Raw genomic sequence first — 16,570 nt, 5'->3', positions numbered from 1 at the left:
GTCGACATCAGGTCGGGTTGGTGACCGTCTCGCTGACGGTGCGCGGGCGCCGCTTCACGATCACAGCCACGCCGCCCACCGTCAACAGCCCGCCGATGGCGAGGTTGATCGTCAGCGGGTCGTCCATCAGCAGGGCGCCGGACGCGACGCCGAAGACCGGCACGGTCAGCAGATACGGCATGGTCTGGTTGACGTCATAGCGTCCCAGCAGCGGATACCACAGCCCGTAGGCGACGATGGTGACGCCGACCGCCATGTAGGCGATCGAGGCCCAACCGACCCAGGTCGAGTTGGCCAGCGCGGCCATCTGCCCCTGTTCCAGCAGCAGCGACAGGCCGAGCAGCTGCGGCATGGCGAACAGCGCCATCCAGCCGTTGACGGCGAAGCCGTTCACCGATCCGATCAGCTTCATCTGCACGCTGGCCACGGCGAAGGCCATGCTGGCCGCCAGGATCAGCAGCAGCGAATGGAGCGACTCGCCCAGCCGCGGTTCGCCTGCGATCACCGCCACGCCGGCGAAGGCGGCGGCCATGCCGACGCCGCGGCGCCAGCCCAACCTGTCCTTGAACACCAGCGCCGCCAGCAGGGACGAGAAGGGCACCTGCGCCTGCGCCGCCAGCGAGGCGGTGGCGGCGTCGATGCCCTTCAGGCCGCTGAACATCATCGGGAAGTGGATGCTGCCCAGCGTCACCGAGAGCAGCACGATCTTCCACAGCTTGTCGCGGGGAATGCGGAAGAAGGGGACGATCAGCGCCGCCACCAGGGCGAAGCGGATGAACATCACGAACAGCGGCGGGAATTCGGCCAGCGCCCATTTCGCGACGACGAAATTCAGCCCCCACAACGCCATCACCAAGAGTGCCTGGAGGGTGTGGGCGAGGCTCATCCCCGGCCGCCTTCCAGATCCTCGCGCATCGCCTCCAGCTCCAGCCAGCGCTCCTCCGCCGCGGCCAGGGCGTCCTGTTTGGCGTGCAGCTGCTCGCCGGTCTTCTGGAACTTGGCGGGGTCGCGGGCGAACAGGTCGGGATCGGACATCGCCTTCTCCAGCTTGGCAATCTCGGCCCCCAGCCCGTCCATGCGGGCCGGCAGCTCGTCCAGTTCGCGCTGGTCCTTGTAGCTCAGCTTGCCGCGCGGCTTGGCGGCCGTGGCGGGAGCCGCGGCGGCGGCCTTCGGCTTGGCCGTGGCGATGGGGGCCGCCTTGGCGGGGCGCTGCACCAGATAGTCGGAGTAGCCGCCCGCATATTCGGTGGCGGTGCCGTCGCCCTCCAGCGCGATGGTGGCGGTCACCAGCCGGTCGAGGAAGTCGCGGTCGTGGCTGACCAGCAGCAGCGTGCCCTGGTAGTCGCCCAGCACATCCTCCAGCAGGTCCAGCGTGTCCATGTCGAGGTCGTTGGTCGGCTCGTCGAGGATCATCAGGTTGCTGGGCTTGGCGAACAGGCGGGCCAGCAGCAGCCGGTTGCGCTCGCCGCCCGACAATGCCTTGACCGGGCTGTCGAGCTGCCGGGTATCGAACAGGAAGTCCTTGATGTAGCCGGCGACGTGGCGCGACTGGCCGTTGACCATCACCGCGTCGCCGCCGAAGGGGCACAGCACCTTGCGGATGGTGTCCTCCGGATCCAGCCCCTCGCGCCGCTGGTCGAAATAGGCGGTGTCGAGGTTGGTTCCCAGCTTCACCGTGCCCTCGTCGGGCGCCAGCTGTCCGGTCAGCATCTTCAGCAGGGTCGATTTGCCGGCGCCGTTCGGCCCGATCAGCCCGACCCGGTCGCCGCGCAGGATGCGGGTCGAGAAGTTCCTCACGATGGTCTTGCGGCCCTCGGGGGTGTCGAAGCCCTTGGCGATCCCGGTCGCCTCGATCACCAGCCGGCCGCCGCGCTCGGCCTCGGCAATGGCGAGCTTGGCCTGCTGGCCGCCCTTGATCTGCTCGGCCCGCACGCCGCGCAGGTCCAGCAGGTTGCGCACGCGCCCCATGTTGCGGGTGCGCCGGGCCGAGATGCCCTCGCGCAGCCACTTCATCTCGCTTTCGATCTTGCGGTCCAGCTTGTGGGCCGCGGCCTCCTCGGCCTCGAACACCTCGGCCTGCCAGCTCTCGAAGTCGGAGAAGCCGCGGTCGGTCGCGCGCACCGTGCCGCGGTCGAGCCACAGCGTGCGCCGGGCCAGCCGGTTCAGGAAGGCGCGGTCGTGGCTGATCAGCAGCAGCCCGCCGCGGAAGGACAGCAGCTCGCCCTCCAGCCACTCGATGGTGGGGAGGTCGAGATGGTTGGTCGGCTCGTCCAGCAGCATGACGTCTGGGTTGCCGACCAGCGTGCGGGCCAGCGCGGTACGGCGCGACTCGCCGCCCGACAGGGTGCGGGGATCTCGGCCGCCATCCACCTGCAGACGGTCCAGCACCGCCTCGACCCGGTGGGCTTCGTCCTGCTCGTCGGCGGGCAGGCCCTGCACCACATAATCGTGGACGGTGGCGCAGCCGGTGAAGTCAGGTTCCTGTGGCAGATAGGCGATGCGGGCTCCCGGCTGGACGAAGACGGTGCCGCCGTCCGGATGGATCAACCCGGCCAGCACCTTCATCAGCGTCGACTTGCCGGAGCCGTTGCGCCCGACCAGGCAGGCGCGGTCGCCGCGGGCGATCGACAGGTCGATGCCGTCGAACAGCGGGCCGCCGCCGAAGGTGACGGTGACGCCCTGGAGCGCCGTGATGGGTGCGGGAGGAGCCATGGACCGTTCGTGTGCCGGAAGACTGAGGGGAGGGGAAGGGTTATAGCGCGCCGTCCCCCTCCGCCGCGACCTGGAAAAACGGTTGGGCGGGTTGCGTCCTGCGGGCCGGGTCCGGTCAGGCCACCGGTCCTGTTGGAGTCGCCACCTGCTGTTCCTGCATCTTGAAGCCGAAATAGGTGCCGTTGCTGATGCCGGTCAGGGCCAGCAGGTTGGCCGACAGCTCCGGCATGCCCAGCGTGCGGGTGACCTCGTAGAGGAAGGTGATGCCCAGCACCATGGTCCAGGCCAGCAGCTGCAGCCGATGGATGTTGTAGCCGGCGGCATCGCTCAACAGGTCGGGCAGCAGCCCCTGCGACGGCGGATAGATCTCGTCCAGGCTGGCGGCCATCGCCGCCCGGTCGGGCGGGGTCGCCGCGGCGGCAGCCTGATAGGCGGCGGCATGCTGCCGGCGCCGGTCGTCGTCGTCGCTCGGCCTGCGGTCCTGGAAGGCGGCGAGGACGGAGGTGCCGCCGACGATTCCCATCAGCGCCATGGTGCCGGTGGTGACGGTGTCCATCGACCCGGTGACGGTCAGGATGCCGACATAGGAGGAGGTGACGATTCCGCTCCACCACAGCAGCTGGAAGCGGGCAAGGCTGTAGGGCGCCCGGTAGCCGGCCGGCATCGGCACGCCGGCTACCGGGGTGATGGTATCGGTGCGTCCGAAATGGCGGAAGAAGGCGAACAGGAACAGCGACGCCACCAGGGCGAACCAGATCGCCGCCAGCCCGAGGTCGCGCTCGCTGGCGCCCTGGATCGAAACCATCCTGGGCATGGTGGCGATGCCGCCGGTTGCCGGGCCGAAGGCGACCGGCAGGGTCTTGGCGCCCGCCAGGCTGAAGAAGCCGTTGAAGGCCGCCTGCCAGGCCGCCCGCCGTTGCGCGGCCTCGTCGCCGCTGCCGGCGATCGAGGTGGAGGCGGTGCCCACCAGCTCCCCCCTGGCGCTGCAGGCGAAGCTGGCGCGGGCTCCGGGAATGGCCTGGCCGTTGGCGACCAGGACCAGCCCCTGCGCGTTCATCGCCGTCGCCTGTGCAGTGCAGTCAGTGCCGGCGGGCGGCGCCCCCAGCACCAGCGTGAGCGGCTGGCCCAGCACCAGCGGGCCGTCGCCGCCTGGAAGGGACGTGGTCTGTGCGCCCGCGCCGCAGGCAGCGACCGCCGTCAGGACCGTTCCCAGAACCGCACCGAAGATCGTCCGGATGACCGTGCGCCGCATCGCCGTTCCGCTTCCCGATATCCGCGGGCCTTGCGTGACCCGCCCCGCCGGAACAATAAATCACGATGCGGGAAAGAGGCTATCGGAAATCAACCTGGAATCGACGCGCTCCGTCCTGGTGCGCGGATATCAGGACAGGGCGGCGGCGCCTTCCCGTTCGCGGCGGATGCGGTCGTAGGCGGCATTGACCAGTGCGAGTTTCTGGGTCGCCAGATCGATGAATTCCTGCGGCATGCCCTGGGCCACCAGCCGGTCTGGATGGTGTTCGCGCACCAAGGCGCGATGTGCGGCCTTGATCGCCGCGCCGTCTGCATGGCGCGGCACGCCCAGCACCGCATAAGGATCGGACCCGGTGGGGGTGCCGGCCAGATGGTGCCCGGCGACGATGCGGCGGAACTCGGCCTCGTCGAATCCGAAGATGACGGCGACGGCGTGCAGATATTCGACCTCGGTGTCGTGCAGCTCGTCGTCCGCCTCGGCGATCATCAGCAGGCTGTCGAGCAGTTCCTCGAGCACCGCGTGCCGATCCTCGAACAGGTTGGCGATCTGGCGGGCATACTCCTCGAACCCGTGGATATCGCGGCGGGCGAGATCGAAGACGCGGCCGACATTCGCCAGCTCGTCGGCCGGGACGCGGAACAGCCGCTTGAAGGTATCGACCTCGACCCGCTTCACCACCCCGTCGGCACGCGCCATCTTGGCGGCCAGCGCGATCACGCCGATGGTGAAGGCGACGGTCTGCTTGGCCTCCTCCGCCTCGGCATCGCTCATCGGCTTGCGCGGTTCGTCCTTGGCGCCGCAGGGCGACCAGATGTCCAACCCATGGCCCGCCAATCCGCTGAGCAGGGCACCCAGCGGCCCGCCGGCGAACAGCCCGGCCGCGCTGGCGAGAATCTTGCCCCAAATGCTCATTGTCCGTCTTCCGCTCTCGTCTTCAGGCCCTTGCCCGAACCGGCCGATACCGCGTGGCAGCATAGCGGCCGGGGGAGGGTCGGCCAACTGTGTCGTCCCGGCAACAGGCCTGCATTGTTGGCATCGCAAATTTCTAATAAGCGCTTGCGGAATTCGCCCGAGGCGCCATGTTGCAATGCAACAAAGGGTGCCGCCGAGAGCACCCGCACCGTGATAAGCATGTGGCCGCCCGCCCGATCCGCCGGGATCGCCGGGCATGGTCCGAAGGTCTGGGGAAAACGTTCTGCGCGAATGCGTTTTCGAATTTCGAGAACCCGTGAGCAGAGCCATGACCGTCATCCGCAAGATCATGCCGACCGAACTGTCGCAGTACCGGGCGCATCTTCTCCGACTCGACCGCACCGACCGCTATTCCCGCTTCATGGGCACGCTGTCCGACGAAGCGGTCGAGCGTCATTGCGCCGCCATCGACTGGGGCCGCACCATCCTGCTCGGCGCCTTCGAGGGCGGCGTGCTGCGCGGCGCCGTCGAATTGTGCGGCGACCGCATCCTGTGGCCGAACCAGGCCGAATTCGGCATCGGCATCGAGAAGGCGCTGCAGGGCAAGGGGATCGGCAGCACGCTGGTCCGCCGCACCCTGACCGCCGCGCGCAACCGCGGCATCCGCCATGTCCACATGATGTGTCTGCCGGAGAATGCCCGCATGCGGGCGCTGGCCCGCCGATTCGGCGGCCGGATCGCGCTGGACGGTGGCGAGGTCGCCGCGATGTTCGAACTGCCGCCGCCCAACCAGTTCTCCATCGCGCTGGAAGCGCTGGAGGATGGCAGCGGCGCCTTCAACAGCATCCTGTCCGGCGTGTCCGGTCTCCAGCGCGACCGTCTGGCCGCCTGATCCCCTGTGCTCTTTCCGCCGCGGCGCCGCGTCCCGTGTGCGGCCCGCCATGCTTGCGGTTGAAATTCGCCGCCGGATCGCGAAACTCCGGCCCACGCGCGGTGCGGTTGCCGCGCGCGGATTTCGGCGGGTGCGACCATGGGCGTGAACGACAGGGCGGCGGTTGGCGGAGCGGACGGGGCCAAGCCGGACATGGCCAGACCGGCCCGCTGGCAGTTCTGGGTCGACCGGGGCGGCACCTTCACCGACATCGTCGGCCGCCGGCCGGACGGGGCGGTCGTCACCCACAAGCTGCTGTCTGAAAATCCGGAACGCTATGCCGACGCTGCCGTCCAGGGCATCCGCGACCTGCTGGGCCTGAAGCCCGGCCAGCCGATCCCCGCCGACACGGTGGAGGTGGTGAAGATGGGAACCACCGTCGCCACCAACGCGCTGCTGGAACGCAAGGGCGAACCCACGATCCTGCTGGTGACCGAGGGGCTGGGCGACCAGCTGCGCATCGGCCATCAGGCCCGCCCGAAGATCTTCGCCCGCCACATCCATCTGCCCGACCAGCTCTATTCCCACGTCGTCGAGGTGCCGGAGCGGGTGATGGCCGACGGCCGGGTGCTGAAGCCGGTCGACCTGCATGCTGTCCGCCGCGGACTGGAGGAGGCCCACCGCCGGGGTTTCCGCGCCGCGGCCATCGTGCTGATGCATGGCTACCGCTATCCCGAGCATGAGCGGCAGGTCGCCTCGCTGGCCCGCGCGGTCGGCTTCACCCAGGTCTCGGTCAGCCATCTGGTCAGCCCGCTGATGAAGCTGGTCGGCCGCGGCGACACCACCGTCGCCGACGCCTATCTCTCGCCGGTGCTGCGCCGCTATGTCGACCGGGTCGCCAACGACCTCAGCGTCGACGGCATGCCGGTGCCGCTGATGTTCATGCAGTCCAACGGCGGCCTGACCGATGCCCGCCGCTTCCAGGGCAAGGACGCCATCCTGTCGGGGCCGGCCGGCGGCGTGGTCGGCGCGGTGCGCACCGCCGGCATGGCCGGCTTCGACCGGGTGATCGGCTTCGACATGGGCGGCACCTCCACCGACGTCTCGCATTATGCCGGCGAGTATGAGCGCGCCTTCGACGCGGTGGTTGCCGGCGTGCGGGTGCGTGCGCCGATGATGCACATCCACACCGTGGCGGCCGGCGGCGGCTCGCTCTGCGTCTTCGACGGCACCCGCTTCCGCGTCGGGCCGGACAGTGCCGGCGCCAACCCCGGCCCGGCCTGCTACCGCCGCGGCGGGCCGCTGACCGTGACCGACTGCAATGTGATGGTCGGCAAGATCCAGCCGCGCTTCTTCCCCCAGCTCTTCGGCCCGAACGGCGACCAGCCGCTCGACGCCGAGGTGGTGAAGGCCCGCTTCGCCGAACTGGCCGCCACCGTCAATGCGAAGCTCGGCACGGCGATGACGCCGCAGGAGGTGGCGGAAGGCTTCCTGCGCATCGCCGTCGACAACATGGCCAACGCCATCAAGACGATCTCGGTGGAGCGCGGCCACGACGTCACCGGCTATACGCTGAACGGCTTCGGCGGGGCGGCGGGGCAGCATGTCTGCGCCGTCGCCGACGCGCTCGGCATGACGCGGGTGTTCCTGCACCCGCAGGCCGGCGTCCTGTCCGCCTACGGCATCGGGCTGGCCGACACCGTCGCCATCCGCGAGCGCGCGGTCGAGGGGCCGCTCAGCGACGCCGTGGTCGACCGGCTGACCATGCTGTTCACCGACCTGGAGACCGAGGGCCGGGCCGAGCTGACCCGCCAGGGCGTCGATGCCGGCCGGCAGGCGATCAACCGCCGCGTCCATCTGAAGGCCGCCGGCTCCGACACCACCCTGACCGTCGCCTTCGGCTCCAGGGTCGCGATGACCAAGGCCTTCGAGGAGGCGCACCGCCGGCGCTACGGCTTCCTCACCCCCGGCACCGCGCTGGAGGTCGAGTCGGTGACGCTGGAGGCGGTCGGCCTGACCGACGTGCTGGAGGATCCCGACCGCATCGCCGCCACCGCGGTGCTGCCGCGCCGGCTCGCCACCGTTGCCATCCACACCGGCGGGCAGCGCCGCGAGGCGCCGCTCTACGACCGCAGCCAGTTGCAGCCCGGCAACCGTGTCGTCGGCCCGGCGATCCTGGCCGAAGCGGTCTCCACCACCGTGGTCGAGCCGGGCTGGATGGCCGAGGTGACGCGCAAGAACCATCTGGTGCTGACCCGGCTGGAACCGGCGGCCCAGCGTCAGGCCGCCGGCATCAAGGGCGGGGCGAAGGTCGATCCCGTCATGCTGGAGGTCTTCAACAACCTGTTCATGTCCATCGCCGAACGGATGGGCGTGACGCTGGAGAAGACCGCGCGGTCGGTGAACATCAAGGAGCGGCTGGACTTCTCCTGCGCCCTGTTCGACCGCGAGGGCGGGCTGATCGCCAATGCGCCGCACATGCCGGTGCATCTGGGATCGATGGGCGAGAGCGTGCGGGCGGTGATCGAGCGGCAGGCAGGCAAGTTCGCGGCCGGCGAGAGCTTCGCGCTCAACGACCCCTATCATGGCGGCACCCATCTGCCGGACATCACGGTGGTCTCGCCGGTGTTCGACGAGGCGGGCCGGGACCTGCTGTTCTTCGTCGCCTCGCGCGGGCATCACGCCGATGTCGGCGGCATCACTCCCGGCTCGATGCCGCCGGACAGCAGGACCATCGCCGACGAGGGCGTGCTGCTGGACTGCGTGCCGCTGGTGGAGAACGGCCAGTTCCGTGAGGAGGCGCTGCTTGAGCTTTTTCGCTCCGGTCCGCACCCGGCGCGCAACCCGGCGCAGAACATCGGCGACCTCAAGGCGCAGATCGCAGCCAACGAGCAGGGAACGCGCGACCTGCACCGCGTCGTCCGCCTGCATGGCCTGTCGACCGTCACCGCCTACATGCGCCATGTCCAGGACAATGCCGAGGAGCAGGTCCGCCGTGCCATCGGCGTGCTGAGCGACGGCGATTTCGCGGTGACGCTCGACAACGGTGCGGTGATCAAGCTGCGGGTGTCGATCGACCGGGCTGCGCGGTCGGCCATCGTCGATTTCTCCGGCACCAGCTCGCAGTTGCCCAACAACTTCAACGCCCCCTCCGCGGTCTGCCGGGCGGCGGTGCTCTATGTCTTCCGCTGTCTGGTGGACGACGAGATCCCGATGAACGAGGGCTGCCTGCGGCCGATCGAGATCGTCATCCCGCCCGGCTCCATGCTGGCGCCCAACCCGCCCGCCGCGGTGGTCGCCGGCAATGTCGAGACCAGCCAGTGCATCGTCGACGCGCTGTTCGGCGCGCTGGGCGTGATGGCATCGGCCCAGGGCACGATGAACAACACCACCTTCGGCAACGAGCGGCACCAGTATTACGAGACGGTCTGCGGCGGTTCCGGCGCCGGCAACGGTTTCGCGGGGACCGACGCGGTGCAGACCCACATGACCAACTCCCGCCTGACCGACCCGGAGGTGCTGGAATGGCGCTTCCCGGTGCTGGTTGAGAGCTTCCGCATCCGCAAAGGGTCCGGCGGGGCCGGGCGCTGGCGCGGTGGCGACGGCGTGATCCGCCGCCTGCGCTTCCTGGAGCCGATGACCGCCGCCATCCTCGCCAACCACCGGAAGGTGGCGCCCTTCGGGCTGAAGGGCGGTGCCGACGGCGCGCTCGGCCGCAGCTGGGTGCAGCGGGCCGATGGCACCGTGCAGGAACTGGCCTCGCAGGACCGCACCGCGGTCGTGCCGGGCGACGCACTGGTGATCGAGACGCCGGGCGGCGGCGGCTATGGGGCGGCGGGGTAAGGGAAGTTCCCGGGGAGGATGCCCCCACCCCAACCCTCCCCCGCTGGGCGGGGGAGGGGGCAAGATGCTTGTGAGCGCAATGCTTCGCAGCGGGGCGGCGGAGTTCCCTCCCCTGCGAGGCGGGGGAGGGTTAGGGTGGGGGCATGCGCAGCAACGACTCTGCCCCGTCACTCCACCCGGTGCGGCGCCACGATGCCGAAGCGGTGCATCTGGCGGTGGACGGTCGACCGGTCGACCCCCAGCACCCGCGCCGTGGCCGATACGTTCCAATGCTGCCGCCGCAAAGTTTCGCGCAGCCGGGTGGCGGGATCCTCCTCCGCCGCGACCGGACCTTCCGCGATCTCCTCCGGCGCCGGCCAGGCCTGGAACAGGCCGCTGTGCTGCACCGGTTCCGGAAGATCGGCCAGGTCGATCGATCCGCCGTCGCTGACCGCGCAGGCGTAATCCAGCGCATTCACCAGCTCGCGCACATTGCCGGGCCAGCCATGGCCGCGCAGCGCCGCCAGCGCCGCCGGGGTCAGGCGGTAGGGCATGTCGTCGCGGTCGGCGCGCTCGGCCAGCAGCCGTTCGATCAGCCAGTCGAGGTCGCCGCGCTGGCGCAGCGGCGGCACGGTGAACACCGCGCCGTTGAGACGAAAGTACAAGTCGTCGCGGAAGCTGCCGGCCTTGACCAGCTCGATGAGGTCGCGGTGGGTGGCGCCGATGACGCGGACATCGACGGATACCGCCTTGGTCCGGCCGATCGGCGTTACCTCGCGCTCGGCCAGCACGCGCAGCAGCCGGGTCTGCGACGCCAGCGGCATGTCGCCGATCTCGTCCAGGAACAGGGTGCCGCCGTCCGCCTCCAGGATCAGCCCCTTCTTGCCGCGCGCCGTCGCCCCGGTGAAGGATCCGGGCTCGTAGCCGAACAGCTCGCTCTCGATCAGGTTCTCCGGCAGGGCGGCGCAGTTGATGGCGACGAAGGGCTTGGCCCGGCGGATGCTGGCCTTGTGCAGGGCCTTGGCCAGATGCTCCTTGCCGGTGCCGGTCTCGCCATGGATCAGCAGGCTCATGCGCGTGTTGACCAGCTTGGCCGCCCGGGTCAGCACCGCCTTCAGCGCCGGGTCGCCGCCGGATACGGCGCGCAGCGGTTCCGGCAGCGGGGCGGCGTCGGCGGCATGGTCGGCGCCATGGCCGCGGGGCAGGGTCAGGGCGGGTGGGGGCATCGCCTGGGCGAACAGCGGCAGGCCGGTGCGGCGCAGGCGCAGCGTGCGCTGGTCGGTGGGCAGCGAGCGGACGAAGCGCACCAGATCCTCGACCTCGCAATCGAACAGCTCGGCGAAGGAACGGCCGAGCGGCGACACCCCGTTCTCGGCCAGCAGGTCATGGGCCTTGTGGTTGAAGCCGATGACCCGCCCGCCATTGTCCAGCGCCAGGACGAAGTCGGGGTCGACCTCGGCGAACTCCTGCGAGGCGGACAGCTTCACCACCCAGTCGCGGCGGTAATTGTTGTAGAGGTTCGCCGTTTCGATCTTGTGGACATAGGCCTTGACCATCTGCAGGGCCAGATACTGGCTGATCTTCGGCTCCGGCGAATGCAGGGCGGAGATGTCCAGCACCGCCGCCAGCTCGCCGCCGCTGTCGAACACCGGGGCGGCGGTGCAGGTCAGCGGGATGTGGGTGGTGTCGAAATGGTCGGTCTGATGGACGGTCAGCGCCTCGGCTGTCGCGATGCAGGTGCCGACCGCGCAGGTGCCGGCATGGCCCTCGTTCCAGTCGGAGCCGAGATACAGCCCGGCGCGGCGCAGGTGGTTGTCGAAGGTCGGGTCGCCGATGAAGTCAACCGTGACGCCTTTGCTGTCGGTCAGCAGCAGGACATAGCCCATGCCGGCGATCTGCCGGTACAGCGCCTCCAGCCCGAAGCGGGCCATGCGCAGGAATTCGTCCATCGCGTCGCGGTGCTCGCGCAGCCGCTCCTGCGGCAGGATGTGCGCCTCGCGCCCGACGGTGGGGTCCAGCTTGTGGTCGGCGACGCAGCGCCGCCACGAGGTTTCGATGATGGGATCGCGGCTCGACGCCACGCCGGCGGATACACGGACGAGTTCATCGATGTGGGCCGCGCGCGCGCTGTCCATGGTCGTGCCTCCCGCATTTATCGTCCGCTTGCCCAGCGAACGGATTGCGGTCACAGTAGCAATCCGGCGGCCCGGGACGCAACGTGTGCAAAAGCATCAGACCGGAACGCGGGTCTTTCCCTGCCGCCCAGGTGGGAGAAATTCCTTATCACCCGGCTTTTCGTTATGTTTCCGTGACCTGACGTTAAGGACATTTGCACACGTCCGGCCTCATGCTCCATAAACGGGACGGGATCGCCGGGAGCCTTCAACTTTGCGGATCTTGATCGTCGACGATTCACCGCGCCATCTGACCATGATGGTGTACGAGCTGAACAAGCTCGGCTACGCCACGAGCGTGGTCGAGACCGGCGCGGCCGCCATCGAGGCCGTGGCGAGCGAGCGGTTCGACGTGGTGATGGCCGACATCCGGCTGGATGACATGACCGGGCTGGAGCTGTGCTGGCACCTGCGCACCGCCCAGGGGCTGCGCCATCTCTATCTGATCCTGATGATCCCCGGCAGCATGACCGACCAGTTCCACGAGCTGGTGGAGGCCGGTGCCGACGAGTTCCTGCGCAAGCCGCTGGACTGGAAATGGACGGCGGCGCGCCTGCTGGCCGCCTCCCGCGTCGTGGCGATGCAGCGCGACCTGGAAAGGCTGGCGACCACCGACGCCCTGACCGGCGCCCTGAACCGCCGCCGCTTCCTGGAACGGGGGGCTGAAGAGTTTACCCGCTCGCGACGATACGACCGCCCGCTGTCGGTGGTGATGCTGGACATCGACCATTTCAAGCGGGTCAACGACACCCATGGCCATGCCACCGGCGACGAGGCGATCCGCGCCACCGTGCGCGCCTGCAAGGAAACCTTGCGCGCCTGCGACATCATCGGCCGTCTGGGCGGAGAGGAGTTCGCGGTGGTGATGGCGGAAACCCCGCCGGTCAACGCCTTCGCCGCGGCCCAGCGCCTGCGCCAGAAAATCGCCGCGACCGCCATCCCGCTGGAGACCGGCGGTGAGTTGCACCTGACCGTCAGCCTGGGCCTGGGATGGCTGAATGCCAGCGATACCGGCATCGAACCCATCCTGGCCCGTGCCGACACCGCCCTCTACCGCGCCAAGAATGCCGGCCGCAACCGGGTGGATGTCGAACCGCAGATCGGCTTGCCGAAGTCGTTGGCGGGGTAGGGGCTGGGTAGGGGCGGGGCAAGGGGCGGTTGTAGGGTCGGCCCGGCACCATCGATGCTCCCGGCTGCAGCGGAACCGCAATCGACTGCATGCCCTCTTGAAGCCGCACAAAGAAAAACCCCCTGACTTTCTCGCGAAAGCCAGGGGGTTTTCAATGATGGTAGCAGCGGAGAGCTCTCATCGTTACAGTCCTGTGATCGAGATCGACTGCTGAGGATTTGAGCAGGTTGCCTCGTCCACTTCCCATTGGCGTCGGAGCGATCCCATATGTCCAGAGTGGACGATGCGAGGCGTCGATGAATGGGCGGGCCGGCTGCGACCGATTGGGCGGTAGGTTCAGCAGGACCAACACGCTCCCATCTTCGTCTTCTCCATGCTTGGCACCAGAACCGCCACCGTCGGTGGTGGACGGCCGCCAACCATGGAGAGCCGCATGCCCGACACCGTGATGTTCCCACAGACCGCCATCGCCGGCAACGCGGAGGACGGTAGCCTCGCCGCCGCGCTGGTACGCGAGATCGCTGCCGGTCGCCATCCCCGCGCCACTCTCGACCGGCCTCTCCCACCGGCAGCGCGTTCGGCCGCGGAGACCCTCGCCGACAGTCTCGACGAGTTGGATCGGGATCTCGCGCGCCTGCGCCGCCGCCACAGCGCCCCGACCAGCACAGGCGGCCGAATCCGGCTGGCCATGGCCGAGGCTGAACTTATCGGCGGCTATGTCGGCGATGTGGCCAAGACGCTGGCGGCGCTGCGTGGCGCCGGCGCCGCGGTCGAGAAGGCCAGCGAGCGGGGCCAGCCGCTCTGTGTGGCCGACGAGCGCATCATCCTGCGCCTGCACTGGTAGGCAGCGAGCAGGAGTGAACTCGATGTCCTCGAGGCGACGGCGCTCCATCCGGCCGGACACCGTTTTACCCCGAACAGATTAGAGGCTCAGGGGACGCACGAGGACATCGCCAAAGGGGCTCGCCGTTGGGCATGGATCACGGCGGCTCGCATGCTGGAAACGGCTCCCGAGACGAGACGAACTAACCGGCGTCTGGAGGAACTCCATCGCTCCCCGAGGAGTTGCATGCCTCGCTAATGCGCATTACCATACACACGACACGGCGGAGGACGACATGAGTCACATCCAGCGAACTGCAGCGGGCTACGATGTCGGGGCTTCGAAGAAGCGTGTCAACGTCACGCTCAACGAAGACCTCGTTCGCGTCGCGCAAGCCTACACCGACAACCTCTCCGGGACCATCGAGACGCTCCTCGCTATGTGGGCGCAGACGGAACGGCGGAAGCGGGAGGACGATCAGGAACACCGTCGGATGGTCGCCGCGGCGTGGAATGCCTTCGACGAGCGGCATGGTCGCTTCGCCGACGAGTGGAGCCGAGACTTCATGCCGGATGACGAGGACGGCTGATGTCGCAGTTCGACGTCCACCGCAACCCAGGTCGCACCAGGGCCGCGATCCCGTTCGTCCTCGTCGTGCAGGGCGACCGCTGGAAGGACCGCGCCGATCGTGTCGTCGCACCGCTGGTCCTGGCGAGTGAAGTGGGGTATCGCGACCCGATCCTGAACCCGGAATTCACCATCGACGGCACGGCGGTCATCCTGAACCCGCTTCAGATGGCGACCATTCCCACCCGCGTGCTCGGTCCCGCGGTGGGGAATCTCGACGGCGAGCATATCCGGATCATTGCCGCGTTTGATGCCCTAATCGCACAGGGGCAGTGACAAAATCCTGTATGGTTCCACCGTGAATTTTACGCCCAACATTGATGGAAGCATCTTCAGTATTGATGAAACTTCCGCCATTCTAAGGGGGCTTATGGAGCACTGAGATCCCCAAAAAATCCAGCCTTGTGGTCACTCATCGTTTCCACGAGAACCCCACGGTCAAGCAGCAGATTACGATTTTCACAGCTCGTTTCTGCGATCAGCAGGCATCCATGACACGCTGCCCCATGTAGGGCACGGTCATCCTCGGTTGATGCTGGTTCATGATCTGCGCAAATCGGATCGTTGGAGCAAACAGAAAGACGATTTAACGCTGAAGTAAGAATACTAATGAAGCGGGTGGAAGTAGAGACAAGGCCTCCCAGCGTTCCTTGATTTCCGGCGGTTGCTGTGTAGATTAGGATACCGCAACGGTCGATTCGGGATTTTTGGGCCGGACTTTCCAATGCGTAGATACGTTCTTTGAGTGCGCTCGCGGGATAGCCGCAGTCGAGCGCGATTTCAGTCATCAAGGCATGGGAAAGGCTGTGCAACATGACGTACGGCATGTTGTAGGGTCGCTTTGCTGCCTCGGGTCGTCGCTCCGTCCACCGCTGATGGCCGGCTAAGAGTTGATGGAACCGGTCCTGAACGGCGGGACGTGCCAGCCATTCGCCCATGGCCCCGCCGTCCACATGAATGAACAGGCCTTCCCCGAACTGTTCCACGGCTGGCAGCCAATCGGCATCCTTGCTTAACGGCGCTCCATGAACGGCAAGATGAACATCTTCCAATTCGCCATCGACCGAGGTTGGCGCCGGTTCGAAGCGGGTAAAGCCATACAGGCAGGAGACCTCACGAAGGCGATGGACCGCGACGAGGTTCGCGATTCCTTTTGCAAGGGGCGATCCCTGCGGGTCCCAGTGGTCACGTTGCAAGGTTTCAGCAAACAGAAGGGCGTCTGACCGATTTTCGCCAATGACGCGGCGTCCGCTGGCAAAGACGTCAAACTCCGCCACGCGTGTTGACAACGAGGCGTCCTGTTCGCTTTGCGTGCGCAGTCGCTCAAGACGGGCGAAAACGTCCGCGTTCGAGTAGCCTTCCATCGATGCGCGAGCCGCAGGATTGAAGCGGCGTGCCAGTCCGACGTCCTCGACGGATCGAACGTCTCCCAGATCGGTCAGATGGGACTGAACGATCCGAGAGAGATCGTCTTCGCCGTGTGGCAGCGAAATCACGGTGGCCACCTGGGGAAAGTAAGTGTTCGTCGCGGTTCGTGTCAGCAACCTAAGCTTCTCCGCGCAGCCCATCGGGTCACGATCCCCGATCCAGGGGCGCTCGCCGCAGCACATGCCCAAGCGTCCAGGCTGAAAAAGCTGGGCCAGCGACAGCGCCTTGCCGCAATCGCAAACTATGCGGGTATCGCGTGGATCGGCACTCGTTCCCTTTTCCTCAAGCCACATCGTTTCCGAGCAAGGAGCCTTGCCATGCACCACGAAGTGCCAGTCGATGTCTTGCAGGTGCCCGTTCTCGCAAGCGGCGACGAACCGTATGGGGGTGACGTCGACTTTCTTGCCGCTGTCGAGTTCGTACTGCCGCCGCCCCCCGGTGATGCCGAGTTGCTTCCAGGGAACCAGCCGGCGCCGTCGAGGTTCTGGCCCCAATAGGGTCGTCGTTTCGGGATCGCAGACGAACCATGTGGGAAAAACCGTGACCTCGACGCCGGGGGGCTCCCGACCGGGGATGTCGCTGTCCAGCGGCGGCGAGCGCAAAGACAGAGTCACTCCCTCGGGAAAACGACCGGACTTGATCAACTCCTTTTGGAGCTTGGTCGCAAGCCGCGCCTCGGAAATGGGCTTGAAGGCTTTTTCCCTCATATCCCAATGCTCGAGGCCACGAACAAGCACGGACCGAGTCGGCAGGTCGAGCATGGCGCCGGGGCCGAAGGTGGTGATGATCTGGCTCTGGCGTTGCAGGTTTTTCGGCATGC

General features: G+C 67.6%; 12 protein-coding genes. 6 read left to right on the top strand and 6 right to left on the bottom strand.

Annotated elements, in window-relative coordinates:
- Nucleotides 1-7: 7 nt before the first annotated feature.
- The 4 genes from ABMY26_RS24110 to ABMY26_RS24095 form a co-directional block, all read right to left on the bottom strand.
- Nucleotides 8-886 (bottom strand): DMT family transporter, encoded by an 879-nt coding sequence (locus ABMY26_RS24110; RefSeq protein WP_372397153.1) that lies wholly within the window; start codon nucleotides 884-886, stop codon nucleotides 8-10.
- Nucleotides 883-2,712 (bottom strand): ATP-binding cassette domain-containing protein, encoded by a 1,830-nt coding sequence (locus ABMY26_RS24105; RefSeq protein WP_372397152.1) that lies wholly within the window; start codon nucleotides 2,710-2,712, stop codon nucleotides 883-885. The genes ABMY26_RS24110 and ABMY26_RS24105 overlap by 4 nt, the downstream gene beginning before the upstream one ends.
- Before the next feature lie 115 nt (nucleotides 2,713-2,827).
- Complete coding sequence (locus ABMY26_RS24100) at nucleotides 2,828-3,964, bottom strand: hypothetical protein (protein ID WP_372397151.1); 1,137 nt, start codon at nucleotides 3,962-3,964, stop codon at nucleotides 2,828-2,830.
- A gap of 129 nt (nucleotides 3,965-4,093) precedes the next feature.
- Nucleotides 4,094-4,876 (bottom strand): TerB family tellurite resistance protein, encoded by a 783-nt coding sequence (locus tag ABMY26_RS24095; protein WP_372397150.1) that lies wholly within the window; start codon nucleotides 4,874-4,876, stop codon nucleotides 4,094-4,096.
- Nucleotides 4,877-5,204: 328 nt separating this feature from the next.
- On the opposite strand from ABMY26_RS24095, the gene ABMY26_RS24090 reads away from it, so the two are divergent.
- Entirely contained in the window at nucleotides 5,205-5,768 is a 564-nt protein-coding gene (locus tag ABMY26_RS24090; protein ID WP_372397149.1) for a GNAT family N-acetyltransferase, read from the top strand.
- A 138-nt stretch (nucleotides 5,769-5,906) separates the two neighbouring features.
- Nucleotides 5,907-9,590 (top strand): hydantoinase B/oxoprolinase family protein, encoded by a 3,684-nt coding sequence (locus ABMY26_RS24085; protein WP_372397148.1) that lies wholly within the window; start codon nucleotides 5,907-5,909, stop codon nucleotides 9,588-9,590.
- 167 nt (nucleotides 9,591-9,757) lie between these two features.
- Here the strand turns inward: ABMY26_RS24085 and ABMY26_RS24080 are convergent, their stop codons facing one another.
- Nucleotides 9,758-11,704, bottom strand: coding sequence for a sigma-54-dependent Fis family transcriptional regulator (locus ABMY26_RS24080; RefSeq protein ID WP_372397147.1), 1,947 nt, complete (start codon nucleotides 11,702-11,704; stop codon nucleotides 9,758-9,760).
- A gap of 253 nt (nucleotides 11,705-11,957) precedes the next feature.
- On the opposite strand from ABMY26_RS24080, the gene ABMY26_RS24075 reads away from it, so the two are divergent.
- The 4 genes from ABMY26_RS24075 (at nucleotide 11,958) to ABMY26_RS24060 (ending at nucleotide 14,598) form a co-directional block, all read left to right on the top strand.
- Nucleotides 11,958-12,872 carry a GGDEF domain-containing protein gene (locus ABMY26_RS24075; protein ID WP_372397146.1) on the top strand — a complete coding sequence of 305 codons (915 nt, stop codon included), beginning with the start codon at nucleotides 11,958-11,960 and terminating at the stop codon, nucleotides 12,870-12,872.
- A 421-nt stretch (nucleotides 12,873-13,293) separates the two neighbouring features.
- Nucleotides 13,294-13,716, top strand: coding sequence for a hypothetical protein (locus tag ABMY26_RS24070; protein ID WP_372397145.1), 423 nt, complete (start codon nucleotides 13,294-13,296; stop codon nucleotides 13,714-13,716).
- A gap of 274 nt (nucleotides 13,717-13,990) precedes the next feature.
- On the top strand, nucleotides 13,991-14,284 hold the full coding sequence (locus ABMY26_RS24065) for a type II toxin-antitoxin system CcdA family antitoxin (protein ID WP_372397144.1): 294 nt from the start codon (nucleotides 13,991-13,993) through the stop codon (nucleotides 14,282-14,284).
- Complete coding sequence (locus tag ABMY26_RS24060) at nucleotides 14,284-14,598, top strand: CcdB family protein (RefSeq protein ID WP_372397143.1); 315 nt, start codon at nucleotides 14,284-14,286, stop codon at nucleotides 14,596-14,598. The genes ABMY26_RS24065 and ABMY26_RS24060 overlap by 1 nt, the downstream gene beginning before the upstream one ends.
- A 92-nt stretch (nucleotides 14,599-14,690) precedes the next feature.
- Here the strand turns inward: ABMY26_RS24060 and drmB are convergent, their stop codons facing one another.
- Nucleotides 14,691-16,568: a DrmB family protein gene (gene drmB / locus ABMY26_RS24055; protein WP_372397142.1), complete on the bottom strand. Its 1,878-nt coding sequence runs from the start codon at nucleotides 16,566-16,568 to the stop codon at nucleotides 14,691-14,693.
- Between the last annotated feature and the right edge of the window lie 2 nt (nucleotides 16,569-16,570).

Origin of the sequence: Azospirillum sp. HJ39 (assembly GCF_041507355.1) — a bacterium.
GTDB lineage: Bacteria > Pseudomonadota > Alphaproteobacteria > Azospirillales > Azospirillaceae > Azospirillum > Azospirillum thiophilum.
This window is presented reverse-complemented; position numbering and strand designations above follow the sequence as displayed.